Origin of the sequence: Flavobacterium sp. YO64 (genome assembly GCF_004119505.1) — a bacterium.
Lineage (GTDB): Bacteria > Bacteroidota > Bacteroidia > Flavobacteriales > Flavobacteriaceae > Flavobacterium > Flavobacterium oncorhynchi.
In genome coordinates this window covers 47,646-61,808 of the sequence record NZ_NRQV01000007.1, presented here as the reverse complement: position 1 = coordinate 61,808, position 14,163 = coordinate 47,646, and the positions used below count along the sequence as shown (strand labels likewise).

Genomic DNA, 14,163 nt, shown 5'->3' with positions numbered 1-14,163 from the left:
CTGTATTATTTTTATTTTTTTATGTTCTGTTTTTAAAAGTCAAACGTAAAACTGGAAAAATGTAGTTCAAAAAAGGTTTATCTAAAGCTGAAAGTAAGATTGACAAAGACGTTGCGTCCCATTCGCGGAATTTTATTCCAATCTGAAAAAGTGGTGTAATATTTATCAAAAATATTTTCGACACCCGTTTGCAGTTTTATTAAATTTTGATTGAAATGAAACACATATCCAGCATTGAAATTAAAAATCAAATAATCCGGCGTTTTTGTTTGACCGTATGTTGCTGCAAATTCTTTTTGAGCAAGATTTCCCAAAGCGGAAATTCCTAAATTTAAGTTTTGCTTTTTATAGTCAATTCCTGCACTGTATCGTATTGGACTTATAAAAGGAAGATTGTTTCCTTGATTGTCTTTGCCTAAACTATAAACCAGCTGTGTTTTTAAAAGCCAGTTTTCAAATAGAGAATATTCTAAATTTAAATCAGCATTAAAGATAGAGGCATAGCTTAAAGCTTCGTATTTTTTTACACCAGACGCTCCAATTGTCATAGGCAGAATATTAGGATCAATTTGACCTACAATAAAATCATTAATATGAAAGTATGATGCTGTAATTTTTGTGCTTAATTGATTTGTTTTATAACCCAGTAAAAGATTGGCTTCTAGGGCTTTTTCGTTCTTTAAAAATGGATTTCCAATGTAGTCGTAAAAATCACTGCTGTTGTAAAGATAAAAACCATAACCTTCAGAAACCGAAGGAGCCCTTTCAGCATAAGCACCTCCAAAACCATATTCAAATCTGCCTTTTTTTTGAGTAAAGTTTGCAGAGAAACTTTTTAAGAAACGATTTTTTGAAGCCTCCATTTCAGGATAAAAAATACGAAGGCTCTGTAATCCGAAATCATTTGCAACATTATTTGAATGAAATCCAACAGAAGTTCCAATTCTCAAAGTAGTTTCTGATGCTATTTTAATATAATCTTCAAGAGACAAGCCGTTGTAAAAAGTTCGTACATCAGGCCAAGTGTACATGAACATTAAATTTTCTGTGGGATCAGCAGGATACATTGTCATTTCGGCAATCGATTTGTTGTAGAAAGCATTTAAGTCTGCCGTAAAATCGTGTATTTTATATTTCCCTTTTAGTTTAGAATAAAATCCATAGGTGTCAGACCAGCCCGGCATATCCATATGAATTGGAACTGATGGTCTTTTAGTATCATCCATTTTATGAGTTATGCTGTTTCCGTAAACCTTTGTTTCCCAGTTTGAAATAATACCAGAATCGGGTGTATAACGATAACTTAGAGACACAATTTCGGCTTTTGCCAGTGAAACATCCATTGGCAGAGCGGGATAACCTACATTTGTTGCGTTATCATAAATTAGTGAAGCTTCGAGATTATTTTTCTTATTTATAAGATATCCGGCAGTTGCAGCAATGTTGTATTTTGTAAATTGAGAAAAATTAATTTTTTGGTTTCCGCCGGCTTTATAATTCTCAGCATCACGATGCATAAAATCTGCATGAGCGTAAAACTTCTCGTTATTGTAGCCTAATGAACCTCCAATAATTTTTTGTTGATTGTTACTTTCATAACCTGAGTTAAAACTGCCAGTCCACCCCAAAGTATTTTGACTAAAAACAGAACGTTTTAGATCTATAGAACCGCCAATTGCCGCACCATGACAGCTTGCCTGCTGACCAGAGGCAACTGCAGCTTCTGATAAATTTGAAACTTCAACATATGAGGTTATAGGATCCATTTTATCAGTACAAGCTCCAAAAATGCGCATTCCATCAATAGTAATAACAGTGCGTTCTGTAGACATGTTGTTAATTGTAGGTTCCCAGGCATAAGCGCCTCTTTTTATCATATTTACTTTTGTAGATTTTTGCAGATAATCTTCTACAGAAGTCAATGATTTTGGCTGTTTTTGATGTAAAGCTGCTTTTTTTCCAATAACAATAATTTCATTTAAATTTTGAGCCGAAAGACTGTCTTTTTGTTGTTCTTGTCCCCAGCAGATTGTTGAAAAAATAGTTAGAATACATGCTGTTATCTTTTTCATCACTAGATAAATTATAAGAAAGAGACAACTAGAACTGCCTCTTCCTTGTTAATAATAAATGCTTAAAATTCAATTTCAAAATAAAGACTGCTTGCTGGATTTTCTGTCGTTACAGGTTCTCCTTTTAGGACTTCATCTGAGGCATTTAAAAGCTGCATATTAATTTTCCAATATCCTGTCATGGTCAATGAAAGTTTTCCTTTATAGAAACCTCCCGCTTGAGATTGTACTAAATCGGTGTTATTTGGTGATCCGTGATTTCCCATACTTGGCATTCTAGGATCTATTTTTATTTTAAAATTGTTTACTGCAGTAAACGTCATCATATCATCCATTTTATAAAGTCCAACAGCAGCATCATTTACGGCTACTTTCGGATTTTCGGGTGCGATATAAGCCAGTACATATTTATTGCCGTTATTGTCTTTAAATGAGGTTACAGTGCGTTTTGGCGATGCAGTTACAGCAATAGTATCTGCAACGGTATAAACAACATTGTTGATTGTGTAATTAATTTTAAGTTCCCAAAATTCCTTATCGTTTTGTGCCATCTGAAAAATAATATCACCTGAGTATAAGGTTTTTTTATCAGCCGTTTTAGTCACAGCTGATTTTGGACAAGAATGCTGCATCGAAGTCATATGCATAATTGGTGTCCAATCAATTTTAGCATCTGTAATATAGGCGCTGCTTTTTTTGTCTTTTATTCTAATTGTAATGGTATTGTAGCCTTGAATTAGAGTGCCTTTTTTTGAGTACAGTTCAACAACATGATTGTCATTTGTTAATTCTTGAATTTTTTGAAGTCCAAGTGTTTCATCAGCAGGAATTGAAGTTGAAGAATCATCATCAGAAGAACATGAAATATAGGTAATTGCTAAAAGGAAAAGGGTAATGTATTTTAAAGTTTTCATAGAATATTAATTTAAATAAGGATAATACGATTTCTGCCGAAATAGATTTCGGAGAAAATAAAGTGTAAAACATTGAAAAATTAATAGTTGAAAGCTGGAGGACGAAAAACAGAAACTGCGTCTAAATGGGAGTATAGGTTTTTATAGACTGAGTTTATTTTTGAGTGGATTGTATGTTCTGTTTCAAAACAGAATACTGGAAGGTTTACGATGAAAAGTACAATTGTTTCAGCAGTTTCTGTTTTTTTCTCGTTAGACGCAGGAACATCATTTTTATACGCTTTTGCCAGCTCTTTTTTCAAATGACATTTTCCATTACAGCTTAGTTCTGGAGCATTTTTGTTTTCACATAATTCGGTAACAATGTAATGGTAGTTTACTACATAATCCAAAAATGGAAACGCAGGTCTAAAAACCACTGAAAAGAGAAATATGTAAACAAAAAACTTCATCTGTTTATTTTAGAGTACGAAGGTATCATCAACTTTTTCTTTAAAGTATGATCGTAATCATAATTTAAGAAATACATGTTGTGGAACTTTGACCTGTAGTTTAACAAATAAAAAAAGCAAACACATGAACAAATTATTTTTAATAGCAATGTTTGGCATTTTCTTTTTCGTGTCCTGCGGAAAGGATAAATCAAAAACAGATGAAGATTTTTCGACTCCGCCGCCAGCAGAAAAAACTGCTGAAGCTGAATCATACGATCCCCAAAGAGGTCTCGGGAAATACTCTACTGTAGAATTAGGAGCTTCCTTAGATAAAGCAATGGCAGAAAAAGGGCTTAAAGCAGCCGAAGTAAAATGTACTTCATGCCACAAACCTACAGATGAGAAACTTGTTGGTCCGGGATGGAAAGGTGTAACGGAACGAAGAACACCACAATGGATTATGAATTTTATCACAAATCCTGATCCTATGATTGATAAAGATCCAGAATTGCAGGCTCAATTAGAGCTTTGCATGATTAGAATGCCTAATCAAGGTTTAAGTGATGATGAAGCTAGAAGTATTCTAGAATATATGCGTCAGAATGATGGGGTAAAATAAACACCAAAATAATCGAATTCTAAATAATAACCTTATGAAAAATAACTTTTTAAAATCAGTTTTTGCCATTACTTTGGGCTGCGCTTTTTTTGTTTCTTGCAAGCCCAAAGACTCTTCAGATACTGTTGACGGCGATGTAGCCAGTAAAGTATATGTTGCTCCCGGTAAGTACGATGAGTTTTACAACTTTGTCTCTGGCGGATTCAGCGGTCAAGTGAGTGTTTACGGGCTTCCAAGCGGGCGACTGCTTAGAGTAATGCCTGTATTTTCTGAAGATCCTCAAAGCGGCTACGGCTATAGTGAGGAAACAAAACCAATGTTAAACACTTCTCACGGATATGTGCCATGGGATGATCAGCATCACCTTGATTTGTCACAGACAAATGGTGAGGTAGACGGACGCTGGCTTTTTGCCAATGCAAACAATACGCCTAGAATTGCACGTATTGACCTTAAAACTTTTAAAACGGCTGAAATTATCGAGCTTCCAAATTGTGGAGGAAATCACTCTTCACCATTTATTACTCAAAATACAGAATACGTGGTTGGAGCAAGCCGTTTTAGTGTGCCTGCCGATAATGATAATGGTGATGTGCCTATCAATACATACAAGAAAAACTTTAAAGGACACTTAAGCTTTGTAAAAGTTGGGAAAGAGGGTGAGTTAAATCTTGCTTTCCAAATTGTAACGCCTGGAGTTAATTTTGATCTTAGCCACCCAGGTAAAAAAGAATCTCACGGATGGTTCTTTTTCTCTTGCTATAATACTGAACAAGCAAATACATTACTTGAGGTAAATGCATCTAAAAATGATAAAGATTTTATCATGGCGGTTAACTGGAAAAAAGCAGAGGAATATATTAAAGCTGGAAAAGGAAAACGTGTTCCTGCAAACTATGCTCATAATACTTGGGATGAAAAAACACAAACGGCAAAATCTGAAATTAAAAAAGAGGTGCTGATTCTTGATGCTGCAGAACTTAAAGATATCTGCTATATGATTCCTTGTCCAAAATCACCTCACGGTTGTGATATTGATCCAACAGGTGAATACATTATTGGAAGTGGAAAATTAGCAGCTTTGATTCCTGTATTTAGTTTTACAAAACTGAAAGCAGCGATTGCTAATAAACAATTTGATGGATCTTATGCTGGTATTCCAGTAGTGAAATATGAAGCTGCACTGCACGGTGAAGTTCAAAAACCTGGATTAGGACCTTTACATACTGAATTTGATGGTAAAGGAAATGCATATACAACAATGTTTGTTTCTTCAGAGGTTGTAAAATGGAATATTAAAGATCTTAAAGTTCTAGATAGAAAAGCGACTTATTATTCTCCGGGTCACCTTATGGTTCCAGGTGGTAATACAGAAAAACCTTTTGGGAAATATATGGTAGTTTATAATAAAATTACAAAAGATCGTTTCTTGCCAACAGGTCCTGAATTAGCACAAAGTGCACAGTTGTTTGATATCAGCGGAGACAAAATGAAACTGCTCCTTGATTTTCCAACAATCGGAGAACCGCATTATGCACAAGGAATTCCAGCAGATAAGATTCGTAACAACGGACAGTTGAAGTTTTACAAAATGGCCGATAACAAACATCCTTTTGCAGCCAAAGGTGAAAAAGAAACTAAAGTGGTTAGAGAAGGAAATAAAGTACATATTTATATGACGTGTATTCGTTCTCATTTTGCTCCAGATAATATAGAAGGAATTCGTGTAGGAGATGAGGTTTATTTCCATGTTACTAATCTTGAACAGGATTGGGATGTTCCTCACGGATTTGCTATTAAAGGAGCTAATACTGCTGAATTGCTGATTATGCCGGGAGAAACACTTACTTTAAAATGGACACCTCAGAAAAAAGGAATATTCCCATTCTATTGTACAGATTTCTGCAGTGCATTGCATCAAGAAATGCAGGGTTATGTTAGAGTTTCACCAGCAGGAAGTAACGTTCCAATTAGCTACAGTCTGGGAACTAATTTACCAAAAGAATAACTACTAACCAAGTAAAGGGGACAGAGCATATTCTTTGTTCCCTTTTTTATTTTGAATTATTATGAGAAATAATACAATTTCGACATTTTCTAAAATAGTTCTCTTGTTATCAGGATTACTTTTTATTGGATCCATTTTTGTGCCCATGTGGAAAATTGAATTAACTGCACCTCAATATCCTGAAGGATTGGTTTTAAAACTTCATGCTTCTAAAATTGCTGGTGATGTTGACATTATCAATGGGCTTAATCACTATATTGGTATGAAAACTTTGCATACTGAAGATTTTATTGAGTTTACAATTCTCCCTATCATTCTAGGTTTTTTTGGAGTTATCGCTTTGGGCTGTATATTTTATAAAAATAAGAAAATTTTATTTACACTCTTTGGCTCCTTTGTCCTTTTTGGAATTGCTGCAGGTCTTGATTTTTACCGTTGGAATTATGAATATGGTCACAACCTTGATCCAAATGCAGCCATACGTGTACCCGGAATGGCATATCAGCCGCCTGTTTTAGGTTATAAACAACTGCTTAATTTTGGTGCTTATTCGATTCCAGATATTGGCGGATGGATGTTGATTACTGCTGGAGTTTTACTTTTTCTGGCTGTACTAAAAGAAAAGAAAATGCTTTTTTTCAAAACAAAAACAGTATTAAGTATTGCAATAATAGCCGTTCTATTTTCTTCATGTTCAAATGATAAACCTGTTCCAATTAAATTGAATACGGACAACTGCGATTTTTGCAAAATGGGAATTACCGATGGAAAACATGGAGCAGAGATTATTACTGAAAAAGGCCGAGCTTATAAATTTGATGATTTGGCTTGCATGGTAAATTATACCAAAGAGAACCCAGAGTTAAAAGTTAAAGGTTATTACGTTCATGATTATACTTTAGAAAATGAATTAATTCCTGCCGAAAAAGCTTTTTATGTCTCTGGAGGTGTAATCAAAAGTCCTATGAATGGAAATGTTGCTGCATTTTCTAATAAAAGTCAAGCCAAAGCATTTGAAGCAGAATCTCACGGACAAGAAAAGGAATGGAGCACTTTTATTGAAAAATAAGAGTACAACAATTCAAAACACAATTAAAAAATATGAAATTATTTCTAGGTCTTTTTCTATCGCTGTTTTTTTTCAATCTGCAGTCTCAGACTATTGAGGTTGGGAAAAACAAGGTAATAAAAAGTATAAAAAAAGCTATTGATCTGGCAAACCCTGGCGATACAATCTTGGTTTATAAAGGAGTGTATCGTGAGGGAAATATCGAGATCAATAAAAGAATTGTGCTGCAAGGAAAGGATTTTCCAATTCTTGATGGACAAAGAAAATATGAAGTGGTTTCTATCAAAGCTGATAGTGTTGTTGTATCTGGTTTTAAGGTAATAGATTCTGGTTACGGTTCTCTTAACGATCCTTGCGGTATTAAAATTTATGATAAAATAGGTGTAACGGTAAAGAATAATATACTGGAGAATAACTTTTTTGGCATTTACGCTCAAAAAGGGAGTAGCTGCATAATTGAAAATAACACCATAAAAGCATATCAAAAAGAAGAACAGCGCATAGGAAACGGTATTCATTGCTGGAAAAGCGATAGTATGAAGATTATCGGGAACAGAATTTCCGGACATCGTGATGGTATTTATTTTGAGTTTGTTTCGAATTCGATTATCTGGAGAAACATTTCTAAAGGAAATATTCGATACGGACTGCATTTTATGTTTTCTAATGACGATTCGTACATCTCAAATGTATTTAAAAACAATGGGGCAGGAGTGGCAGTAATGTTTACCAAAAATGTAAAAATGTTCAACAATTATTTTGAAGAAAACTGGGGAGACGCTGCCTATGGTTTACTGCTGAAAGAGATTGCAGACAGTTATATTATTGGAAACAAATTTATACGTAATACTTCAGGAATCTATATGGAAGGCACGAGCAGAGTAATGCTTAATCATAATATATTTAAAGACAATGGCTGGGGAATGAAAATTCAAGCAAGTTGTATGGATAACGAAATTTCATTCAATAACTTTCTTGCCAATACTTTTGATATCAGTACTAACGGAAGTCTCGTTTTAAATCATTTCAATAGTAATTATTGGGATAAGTATGAGGGATATGATCTTAATAAAGACGGGATTGGCGATGTGCCTTTTCATCCATTGAGCCTTTTCGCTGTTCTTACTGAGAATAATCCTTCGGCAATGCTTTTATTTAGGAGTTTTATGATTACGCTGTTAGATAAATCGGAAAAAGTACTGCCAAGTATTACACCTGATAATTTTATTGATGAAACCCCATTTATGAAATCTCTCATTTTATGATTACGATAAAAAATATAAGCAAAAAGTTTGGAAAACTTCAAGTGTTAGAAAATGTAAACCTTGAATTTAAAAAGGGAGAATGTATTGCATTAATTGGTCCTAACGGATGTGGAAAAACAACTCTCATTAAATCTATTCTTGGAATGGTACTTCCTGATAACGGCGATATTTTGTTTCAAGAAAATTCTATTTTAAAAGAGTTTAATTACAGAAATAAAATTGGATATATGCCGCAGATTGGGAGATATCCTGACAATATGGAAATAGGCCAGATAATTAGTATTATTAAAGAAATTAGAAATTCAAAAACAGTTTTAGACGAAGATTTGATAAAAGCCTTTAATCTTGACAAAATGTATGCTAAACAAATGCGCACGCTTTCTGGTGGAACAACTCAAAAAGTGAGTGCGGCACTGGCTTTTCTTTTTAATCCTGATGTTCTTATACTTGATGAGCCTACAGCTGGATTAGATCCATTAGCATCTGAAATTCTGAAAGAAAAGATTCTAAAAGAACGTGACGCTGGAAAATTAATTTTAATAACATCACATTTATTAAGTGAACTCGATGATATGATTACTCAGATTATTTTCATGCAGGATGGAAAAGTACATTTTCATAAAACGATCAGCGATTTACTTGAATATACAGGCGAAAGCAAAATCTCAAAAGCCATAGCCGCAATCTTAAAAGAGAAACATCATGAACAGAATAATTAAAATTGTTTTACTCGATATACTTAAAAATAAGATTGTTGTTAGTTACACCATTATTTTAGCATTACTTTCTTGGGGATCTTTTGGATTAGAAGACAATTCAGCTAAAGGACTTCTTACTATATTGAATGTAATTTTGTTTACAGTACCTTTAGTATCGATATTGTTTTCGACGATTTATCTTTATAATAGTGCCGAATTTATTGAACTTTTACTAAGTCAGCCTTTAAAGAGGAAAAAAATCTGGATTAGTTTATTTGCAGGTCTTTCGATTGCAATGGTTACTGCGTTTTTTCTTGGAGCTGGAATTCCGCTAATAATAAATGCGCCAGGTGTAGTTGGATTTATGATGCTTTTGGTGGGCTGTCTTATCTCAGTAGTTTTTGTTTCATTGGCTTTTTTAAGCTGTATTTATGCAAGAGACAAAGCAAAAGGAATTGGAGTTGCCATAATGTTCTGGCTGTATTTTGCCATGCTTTTTGATGCCGTAGTATTGTTTTTGCTTTTTCAGTTTTCCGAATATCCTATAGAGAAAGCTATGGTAGGTGTAACCGCATTGAGTCCTATAGATTTGGCACGTATTCAAATATTACTGCATCTCGATCAATCGGCAATGATGGGGTATACAGGAGCGATTTTTAAAGATTTTTTTGGAACAACAATTGGACTGATACTCTCTTTTTTATTATTGTTGTTATGGATCGTAATTCCGTTTTTTATATCTCTTAAAAAGTTTAATAAAAAAGATTTGTAAAAATATTTTGAACACAAATGAAGAAATAAATTGAAAGATGAAAACAGATATTAAAGACAAAGACGATATTATAATCTTAGTAGATGCTTTTTATTTAAAAATTAGAAGTGATCCTACTATTGGTTATTTGTTTACAGAAGTAGCAGCGGTAAACTGGGAAAAACACCTTCCAATAATGTATGATTTTTGGGATAATATTTTATTTCATACGGGAAATTTTGATGGAAATCCGATGATGAAACACCGAATGTTAAATCAGAAAAGCCTTTTGACGGAGGCTCATTTTAAGCACTGGACAAAGTTGTGGAAAAAAACGGTCGATGATTTGTTTGAAGGAGAAAAGGCTAGAGAAGTCAAAATTAGGGCTGATAATATCTCAAAAGCAATGATGAACAAAGTAATAAGTTAAAAAAGCGGGAACTATTGAAGTTCCCGCTTTTTTACTTTAAAACGTTATGAAATTTGAATTAATAATTTATCATTTAACCTTTTCTCAAAGGACGTGAATATTTGAAGCATAGATTATGATTTGAGTCATACTGCTGCAATTTTTTAGACATTCTAGTAGAATAATTTGTGATCAATGATTTCAATTTTTTTATTCTTTTTCATGAGAGTCAAAGTTCTAATTACGGTTTCAACTCTTAATCCTGTAAAATCAGCAATTTCTTGACGAGTATATGGAATTTTTATTTTTTGATTCGATTTTGTGCAATGCTGTCTTTTAAAATTATCTAAAAAATATTGTATGCGATGTTCTGGTTTATGGTTAATAATATTTTTAGAGAAAACAATTTTATTATAAATTCTTGAGGCAAATAATTTCAATATTTTCTTTTGTGCTTCAGGATTTTCTTCAAGAAAAGAGAAAAAATTAAGTCTAGAAAGTTTTAAAATCACACAGTCTGTTTGAGCTAATGCCGATGCAGGATATGGCTCACCAATAATTAACGGCGGTTCTCCAAAACTATCCCCTTTATTAAATACACCAATAGTAAGATCTTTACCATCTTCGTTAGTGTAGCTCATTTTTACGGTTCCTTCTAAAATTTGAAAAAAGGATAACGCGGGATCATTCTCATAAAAAATGATTGCGTTTTTGGGAACTTTTTTTGCAATTGCTCCCCACGTATAGAGCAAATCAGTATCAATGTGCATTTTTATCAATAATTAATTTATTAATAAATGATATATGCTCTGCCTTTTTAATTCTACGTTTAACACTCTTATTCATTATGTTTTGGTTGGTTTGTGGTATTGTTTTAGCTTAACAAAGGAAAGAAATCATCAATAGTAAAAACATGATAATTGTTAGTTTCTTGAAGTAATTTATTATTTAAAAATATTTGTAATTTGTTAATTATTAGTTTTTTATGTGAAGTCAGGTATAGTGGGTTTTCTTTGTATTTGATGAATCTGTAAGGTGTTTTCTAAAGACATTTTCGTTTTCCAAAAACAGAAAAAATCTTATTTTTTAGTTTTTATCCCTACAGACAAATAAAAAACTCCTACAAATAATGCAGGAGTTTAAAGTTTTTAGTTGAGGTTTTATTTTGCTTTAAAAAAGCTTACAACTTTATCACTTTTTGTAAACAATTTTACTCACGCGAGAGACTAAATAAATACTTATAAGCATAATAACCGAAGCTACCATTGCTAGAGTATCATAATGTTCTAATGGTGCATAATTGTCTTTTTGTACAATGATTAATCCAGCGATCATAGCACCAAAACCTCCTGCCATTTGCTGTAAAGAAGAGTTAATACTCATAAATGCTCCTCGATCCTGAGGTTCTGGTATTGCTGAGGTTAATGTTGTTGAAGGCACCATTCTGCTCATAATGGCCATCATCATTAAGATGTTAGTTACTAATACAATCCAAAATGGAGTAGCGGCAAAATGCGCATAAACATTCATTACAATTATAGCAAATAAAGTAGCAAAAGCAAAAAGCTTAAATTTGCTGAATTTATCACTTAATTTTCCTGCAATAGGCATAGTAATTAATGTTGCAACACCAGTAATCATAAAAAGTAAAGGTAACTCATCAGTGGTTACTTTTAAGTTGTTTATAGCAAAGGCACTTCCAAATGGCATCATCATAAAACCTCCAATAGAGAGCAGGGCAGTAGACAAGAAACCAACTTGATAGTGTGGTTTTGAAATAGTATGCCACAAATGTTGAATAGGTGTTTTTTCTTGTTTTAAACTTAAATGCTCCACGATTGGCTGTAGTTTAAAGGATAAAACCAAAGTTATAATCGCTGCCATAGCGGCAATCCATAAAAAAGGTACGTGCCAGCCCCAAGCATTAGCAATGTATAGCCCAATCGGAATTCCTAAAACTTGACTTACTCCAAATCCCATTTGAATAAATCCCATTACTTTTCCTCTTTGTTTCAGGCTGAATAAATCGGCAACAATTGCCATAGAAATAGAACCAATTACACCGCCAAATATACCGGTGAAAATACGCGCTGCAACAAGTAATATAAAGTTTGGTGCTATGGCACAAAATACAGTTCCTATTGTAAAGCCAATATAGAAGAATAGTAAAAGTTTTTTTCGATCAAATTTATCAGCAAATCCTGCTGTAAATAGTCCTGAAATTCCAGCACTAAAGGCATAAGCCGAAACGGCAATACCAAATTGTGATGCCGTAATTTTTAGTGTTTTCATCATAATATCTCCAAGAGGCGACATTACCATAAAGTCGAGCACAACTGTAAATTGTGTAAGGGCTAAAAGAAATATAACAAGTTTTTGATAGCCGTTGAAACCTGTTTCGAGTGTTTGTTTTTCGTTCATTTATTTAAAGTTCTTTGCAGTCAAAGTCAAGAAAATTCAACATTTCGATTATTTGATCTGCGTTTAGATTTTTACTTATAATTCTGAGTACACAATCAATATCTTCTTGATCGATACTCCATTGCAGGATTGATTTGTTTGTATTAAAGAATGCTGCAATTTTATTTTTGCTGGTTTCTGTTTTTATATTAGTAGCAAATATCATGACATTCATGGCTATTAATTTTTAGGGGGTTAGTGCTTTGATTACTAAACGTAATGCTTCTTGTTGTACATCGTTTGTTAATTTAAACGGAGTGGTTCCGCCCAATCCTTTTCCTTTTTCATGAAAACGCAGTAAATTGTATAAAGGACCGTAAGCGATACTCCAAAAGACTTCTTTTGTAACTGGTACGATTTCTTTTCTCTCGATGGCGCCATTTAGAAACTTTGTCATAATTTCTTTTAGCTCCATCAAGCTTTCATTTACTATAAAATCACCGTAGTTTGAATTTTGGAGAATTTCCCAGCAAACCAGTTTATCAGTATTGTTCATCATAAATGCAGACCGATTTTCCCATTGCTTAGCAAGCCCTATTGCAAAAGGCATATCGGGAGTAAAGTCTTTTAAAGAGCTTTTAAAAAAGAATGTTCCCATCTCAATCCCTATTTTTTTTATGAGATCCTCCTTATCTGCATAATAAATGTAAAGGGTCGCGACAGAGATACCGCATTCTTTTGCTAAACGATTCATTGCAAAGCCTTCAATGCCATACTTTACAATCATTTCTATCGTTTTTTGCTTAACTAATTCTTCTTTATTACTATCTCTAGTTCTCAAATGAAAGGATATTTAAATTGAAAACAAAGATATAATAATAAATGAACGTTTGCTTATTTATGATAAAAAAAATATCCAACGTTATTTAAAATAAAAAATAGAAATTTTTTTACAAATTTAGATTGTATGTTTTTTTTGCTATTTTTACTAACAGCAGTTATCGTACAAAATGGTGAATTTTGTGAATAAAACTGGTTTGTCTGACTTAATTTAATTCTTTAAAAATGAGAAAAAACAATGATTTTGGTCTTTTAATACTTCGTATTACAATTGGATTATTAATGCTTTTGCATGGTTTTGCAAAGTTCAATGGAGCTTTAGACTATATTTCGGGAATGTTAGTAGAAAAAGGTCTTCCAGGTTTCTTTTCGTATGGTGTATTAGTGGGAGAAATTCTAGCTCCAATTGCTATTATAGTTGGTTTTAGAACCAGAATCGCAGCATTAATTTACGCTTTTAATTGTTTTGTTGCTGCATTAATGGCTCATAGTGCTGACATATTTAAAATGGGTGAGCATGGAGGCTGGGCTCTAGAATTGCTTGGTTTGTACTTTTTTACTGCACTTGTTTTATTTTTTACTGGAGGAGGAAAGTATAGTGCTTCTACAAAAAGTAATTGGGATTAATATATTCTTGATAAGAACTCAAACAAAAAAAACGGTTTAATACCGTTTTTTTTTATT

General features: G+C 33.1%; 15 protein-coding genes. 8 read left to right on the top strand and 7 right to left on the bottom strand.

Going from position 1 to position 14,163, the window contains the following annotated elements:
- Positions 1-77: 77 nt before the first annotated feature.
- The 3 genes from BOW57_RS06810 to BOW57_RS06800 form a co-directional block, all read right to left on the bottom strand.
- Positions 78-2,072, bottom strand: a complete 1,995-nt coding sequence (locus BOW57_RS06810; RefSeq protein ID WP_129053500.1) for a TonB-dependent receptor domain-containing protein — start codon at positions 2,070-2,072, stop codon at positions 78-80.
- Positions 2,073-2,134: 62 nt separating this feature from the next.
- Positions 2,135-2,986 (bottom strand): FixH family protein, encoded by an 852-nt coding sequence (locus tag BOW57_RS06805; RefSeq protein WP_129053499.1) that lies wholly within the window; start codon positions 2,984-2,986, stop codon positions 2,135-2,137.
- An 80-nt stretch (positions 2,987-3,066) separates the two neighbouring features.
- Positions 3,067-3,438, bottom strand: a complete 372-nt coding sequence (locus BOW57_RS06800; RefSeq protein ID WP_241687401.1) for a hypothetical protein — start codon at positions 3,436-3,438, stop codon at positions 3,067-3,069.
- Positions 3,439-3,562: 124 nt separating this feature from the next.
- Here BOW57_RS06800 and BOW57_RS06795 point away from each other — a divergent pair, with 124 nt between their 5' ends.
- From BOW57_RS06795 to BOW57_RS06765, 7 genes are all read left to right on the top strand, one after another.
- On the top strand, positions 3,563-4,039 hold the full coding sequence (locus BOW57_RS06795; RefSeq protein WP_129023135.1) for a cytochrome c family protein: 477 nt from the start codon (positions 3,563-3,565) through the stop codon (positions 4,037-4,039).
- 34 nt (positions 4,040-4,073) lie between these two features.
- Positions 4,074-6,047 carry a Sec-dependent nitrous-oxide reductase gene (gene nosZ, locus BOW57_RS06790; protein WP_129053498.1) on the top strand — a complete coding sequence of 658 codons (1,974 nt, stop codon included), beginning with the start codon at positions 4,074-4,076 and terminating at the stop codon, positions 6,045-6,047.
- 61 nt (positions 6,048-6,108) lie between these two features.
- Positions 6,109-7,116: a nitrous oxide reductase accessory protein NosL gene (locus tag BOW57_RS06785; protein WP_129053497.1), complete on the top strand. Its 1,008-nt coding sequence runs from the start codon at positions 6,109-6,111 to the stop codon at positions 7,114-7,116.
- A 32-nt stretch (positions 7,117-7,148) separates the two neighbouring features.
- Positions 7,149-8,381 carry a nitrous oxide reductase family maturation protein NosD gene (locus BOW57_RS06780; RefSeq protein ID WP_129053496.1) on the top strand — a complete coding sequence of 411 codons (1,233 nt, stop codon included), beginning with the start codon at positions 7,149-7,151 and terminating at the stop codon, positions 8,379-8,381.
- A complete protein-coding gene (locus tag BOW57_RS06775; protein WP_129053495.1) occupies positions 8,378-9,100 on the top strand; it encodes an ABC transporter ATP-binding protein in 723 nt (240 codons plus the stop codon). Before BOW57_RS06780 ends, BOW57_RS06775 begins: the two co-directional genes overlap by 4 nt.
- Positions 9,084-9,851, top strand: a complete 768-nt coding sequence (locus tag BOW57_RS06770) for an ABC transporter permease subunit (RefSeq protein ID WP_129053494.1) — start codon at positions 9,084-9,086, stop codon at positions 9,849-9,851. The genes BOW57_RS06775 and BOW57_RS06770 overlap by 17 nt, the downstream gene beginning before the upstream one ends.
- A 37-nt stretch (positions 9,852-9,888) precedes the next feature.
- Positions 9,889-10,260 (top strand): group III truncated hemoglobin, encoded by a 372-nt coding sequence (locus BOW57_RS06765; RefSeq protein WP_089054853.1) that lies wholly within the window; start codon positions 9,889-9,891, stop codon positions 10,258-10,260.
- A 152-nt stretch (positions 10,261-10,412) separates the two neighbouring features.
- Here BOW57_RS06765 and BOW57_RS06760 read toward each other — a convergent pair whose 3' ends face one another.
- The 4 genes from BOW57_RS06760 to BOW57_RS06745 form a co-directional block, all read right to left on the bottom strand.
- Positions 10,413-11,009, bottom strand: a complete 597-nt coding sequence (locus BOW57_RS06760) for a Crp/Fnr family transcriptional regulator (protein WP_129053493.1) — start codon at positions 11,007-11,009, stop codon at positions 10,413-10,415.
- A gap of 421 nt (positions 11,010-11,430) precedes the next feature.
- Positions 11,431-12,660 (bottom strand): MFS transporter, encoded by a 1,230-nt coding sequence (locus BOW57_RS06755; RefSeq protein WP_129053492.1) that lies wholly within the window; start codon positions 12,658-12,660, stop codon positions 11,431-11,433.
- 4 nt (positions 12,661-12,664) lie between these two features.
- Complete coding sequence (locus tag BOW57_RS06750) at positions 12,665-12,874, bottom strand: hypothetical protein (protein WP_129053491.1); 210 nt, start codon at positions 12,872-12,874, stop codon at positions 12,665-12,667.
- Positions 12,875-12,886: 12 nt separating this feature from the next.
- A complete protein-coding gene (locus BOW57_RS06745; protein ID WP_206734736.1) occupies positions 12,887-13,480 on the bottom strand; it encodes a TetR/AcrR family transcriptional regulator in 594 nt (197 codons plus the stop codon).
- A gap of 224 nt (positions 13,481-13,704) precedes the next feature.
- Here BOW57_RS06745 and BOW57_RS06740 point away from each other — a divergent pair, with 224 nt between their 5' ends.
- Positions 13,705-14,106 (top strand): DoxX family protein, encoded by a 402-nt coding sequence (locus BOW57_RS06740; RefSeq protein WP_129053490.1) that lies wholly within the window; start codon positions 13,705-13,707, stop codon positions 14,104-14,106.
- The last annotated feature ends 57 nt before the right edge of the window (positions 14,107-14,163 follow it).

Excerpts from the sequence above, each read along its gene's own strand:
- BOW57_RS06765 (WP_089054853.1), top strand. The coding sequence starts at position 9,889 with ATGAAAACAGATATTAAAGACAAAGACGATATTATAATCTTAGTAGAT.
- BOW57_RS06810 (WP_129053500.1), bottom strand. The coding sequence starts at position 2,072 with ATGAAAAAGATAACAGCATGTATTCTAACTATTTTTTCAACAATCTGC.
- BOW57_RS06795 (WP_129023135.1), top strand. The coding sequence starts at position 3,563 with ATGAACAAATTATTTTTAATAGCAATGTTTGGCATTTTCTTTTTCGTG.
- nosZ (WP_129053498.1), top strand. The coding sequence starts at position 4,074 with ATGAAAAATAACTTTTTAAAATCAGTTTTTGCCATTACTTTGGGCTGC.
- BOW57_RS06740 (WP_129053490.1), top strand. The coding sequence starts at position 13,705 with ATGAGAAAAAACAATGATTTTGGTCTTTTAATACTTCGTATTACAATT.
- BOW57_RS06800 (WP_241687401.1), bottom strand. The coding sequence starts at position 3,438 with ATGAAGTTTTTTGTTTACATATTTCTCTTTTCAGTGGTTTTTAGACCT.
- BOW57_RS06760 (WP_129053493.1), bottom strand. The coding sequence starts at position 11,009 with ATGCACATTGATACTGATTTGCTCTATACGTGGGGAGCAATTGCAAAA.
- BOW57_RS06785 (WP_129053497.1), top strand. The coding sequence starts at position 6,109 with ATGAGAAATAATACAATTTCGACATTTTCTAAAATAGTTCTCTTGTTA.
- BOW57_RS06750 (WP_129053491.1), bottom strand. The coding sequence starts at position 12,874 with ATGAATGTCATGATATTTGCTACTAATATAAAAACAGAAACCAGCAAA.
- BOW57_RS06805 (WP_129053499.1), bottom strand. The coding sequence starts at position 2,986 with ATGAAAACTTTAAAATACATTACCCTTTTCCTTTTAGCAATTACCTAT.
- BOW57_RS06775 (WP_129053495.1), top strand. The coding sequence starts at position 8,378 with ATGATTACGATAAAAAATATAAGCAAAAAGTTTGGAAAACTTCAAGTG.
- BOW57_RS06755 (WP_129053492.1), bottom strand. The coding sequence starts at position 12,660 with ATGAACGAAAAACAAACACTCGAAACAGGTTTCAACGGCTATCAAAAA.
- BOW57_RS06770 (WP_129053494.1), top strand. The coding sequence starts at position 9,084 with ATGAACAGAATAATTAAAATTGTTTTACTCGATATACTTAAAAATAAG.
- BOW57_RS06780 (WP_129053496.1), top strand. The coding sequence starts at position 7,149 with ATGAAATTATTTCTAGGTCTTTTTCTATCGCTGTTTTTTTTCAATCTG.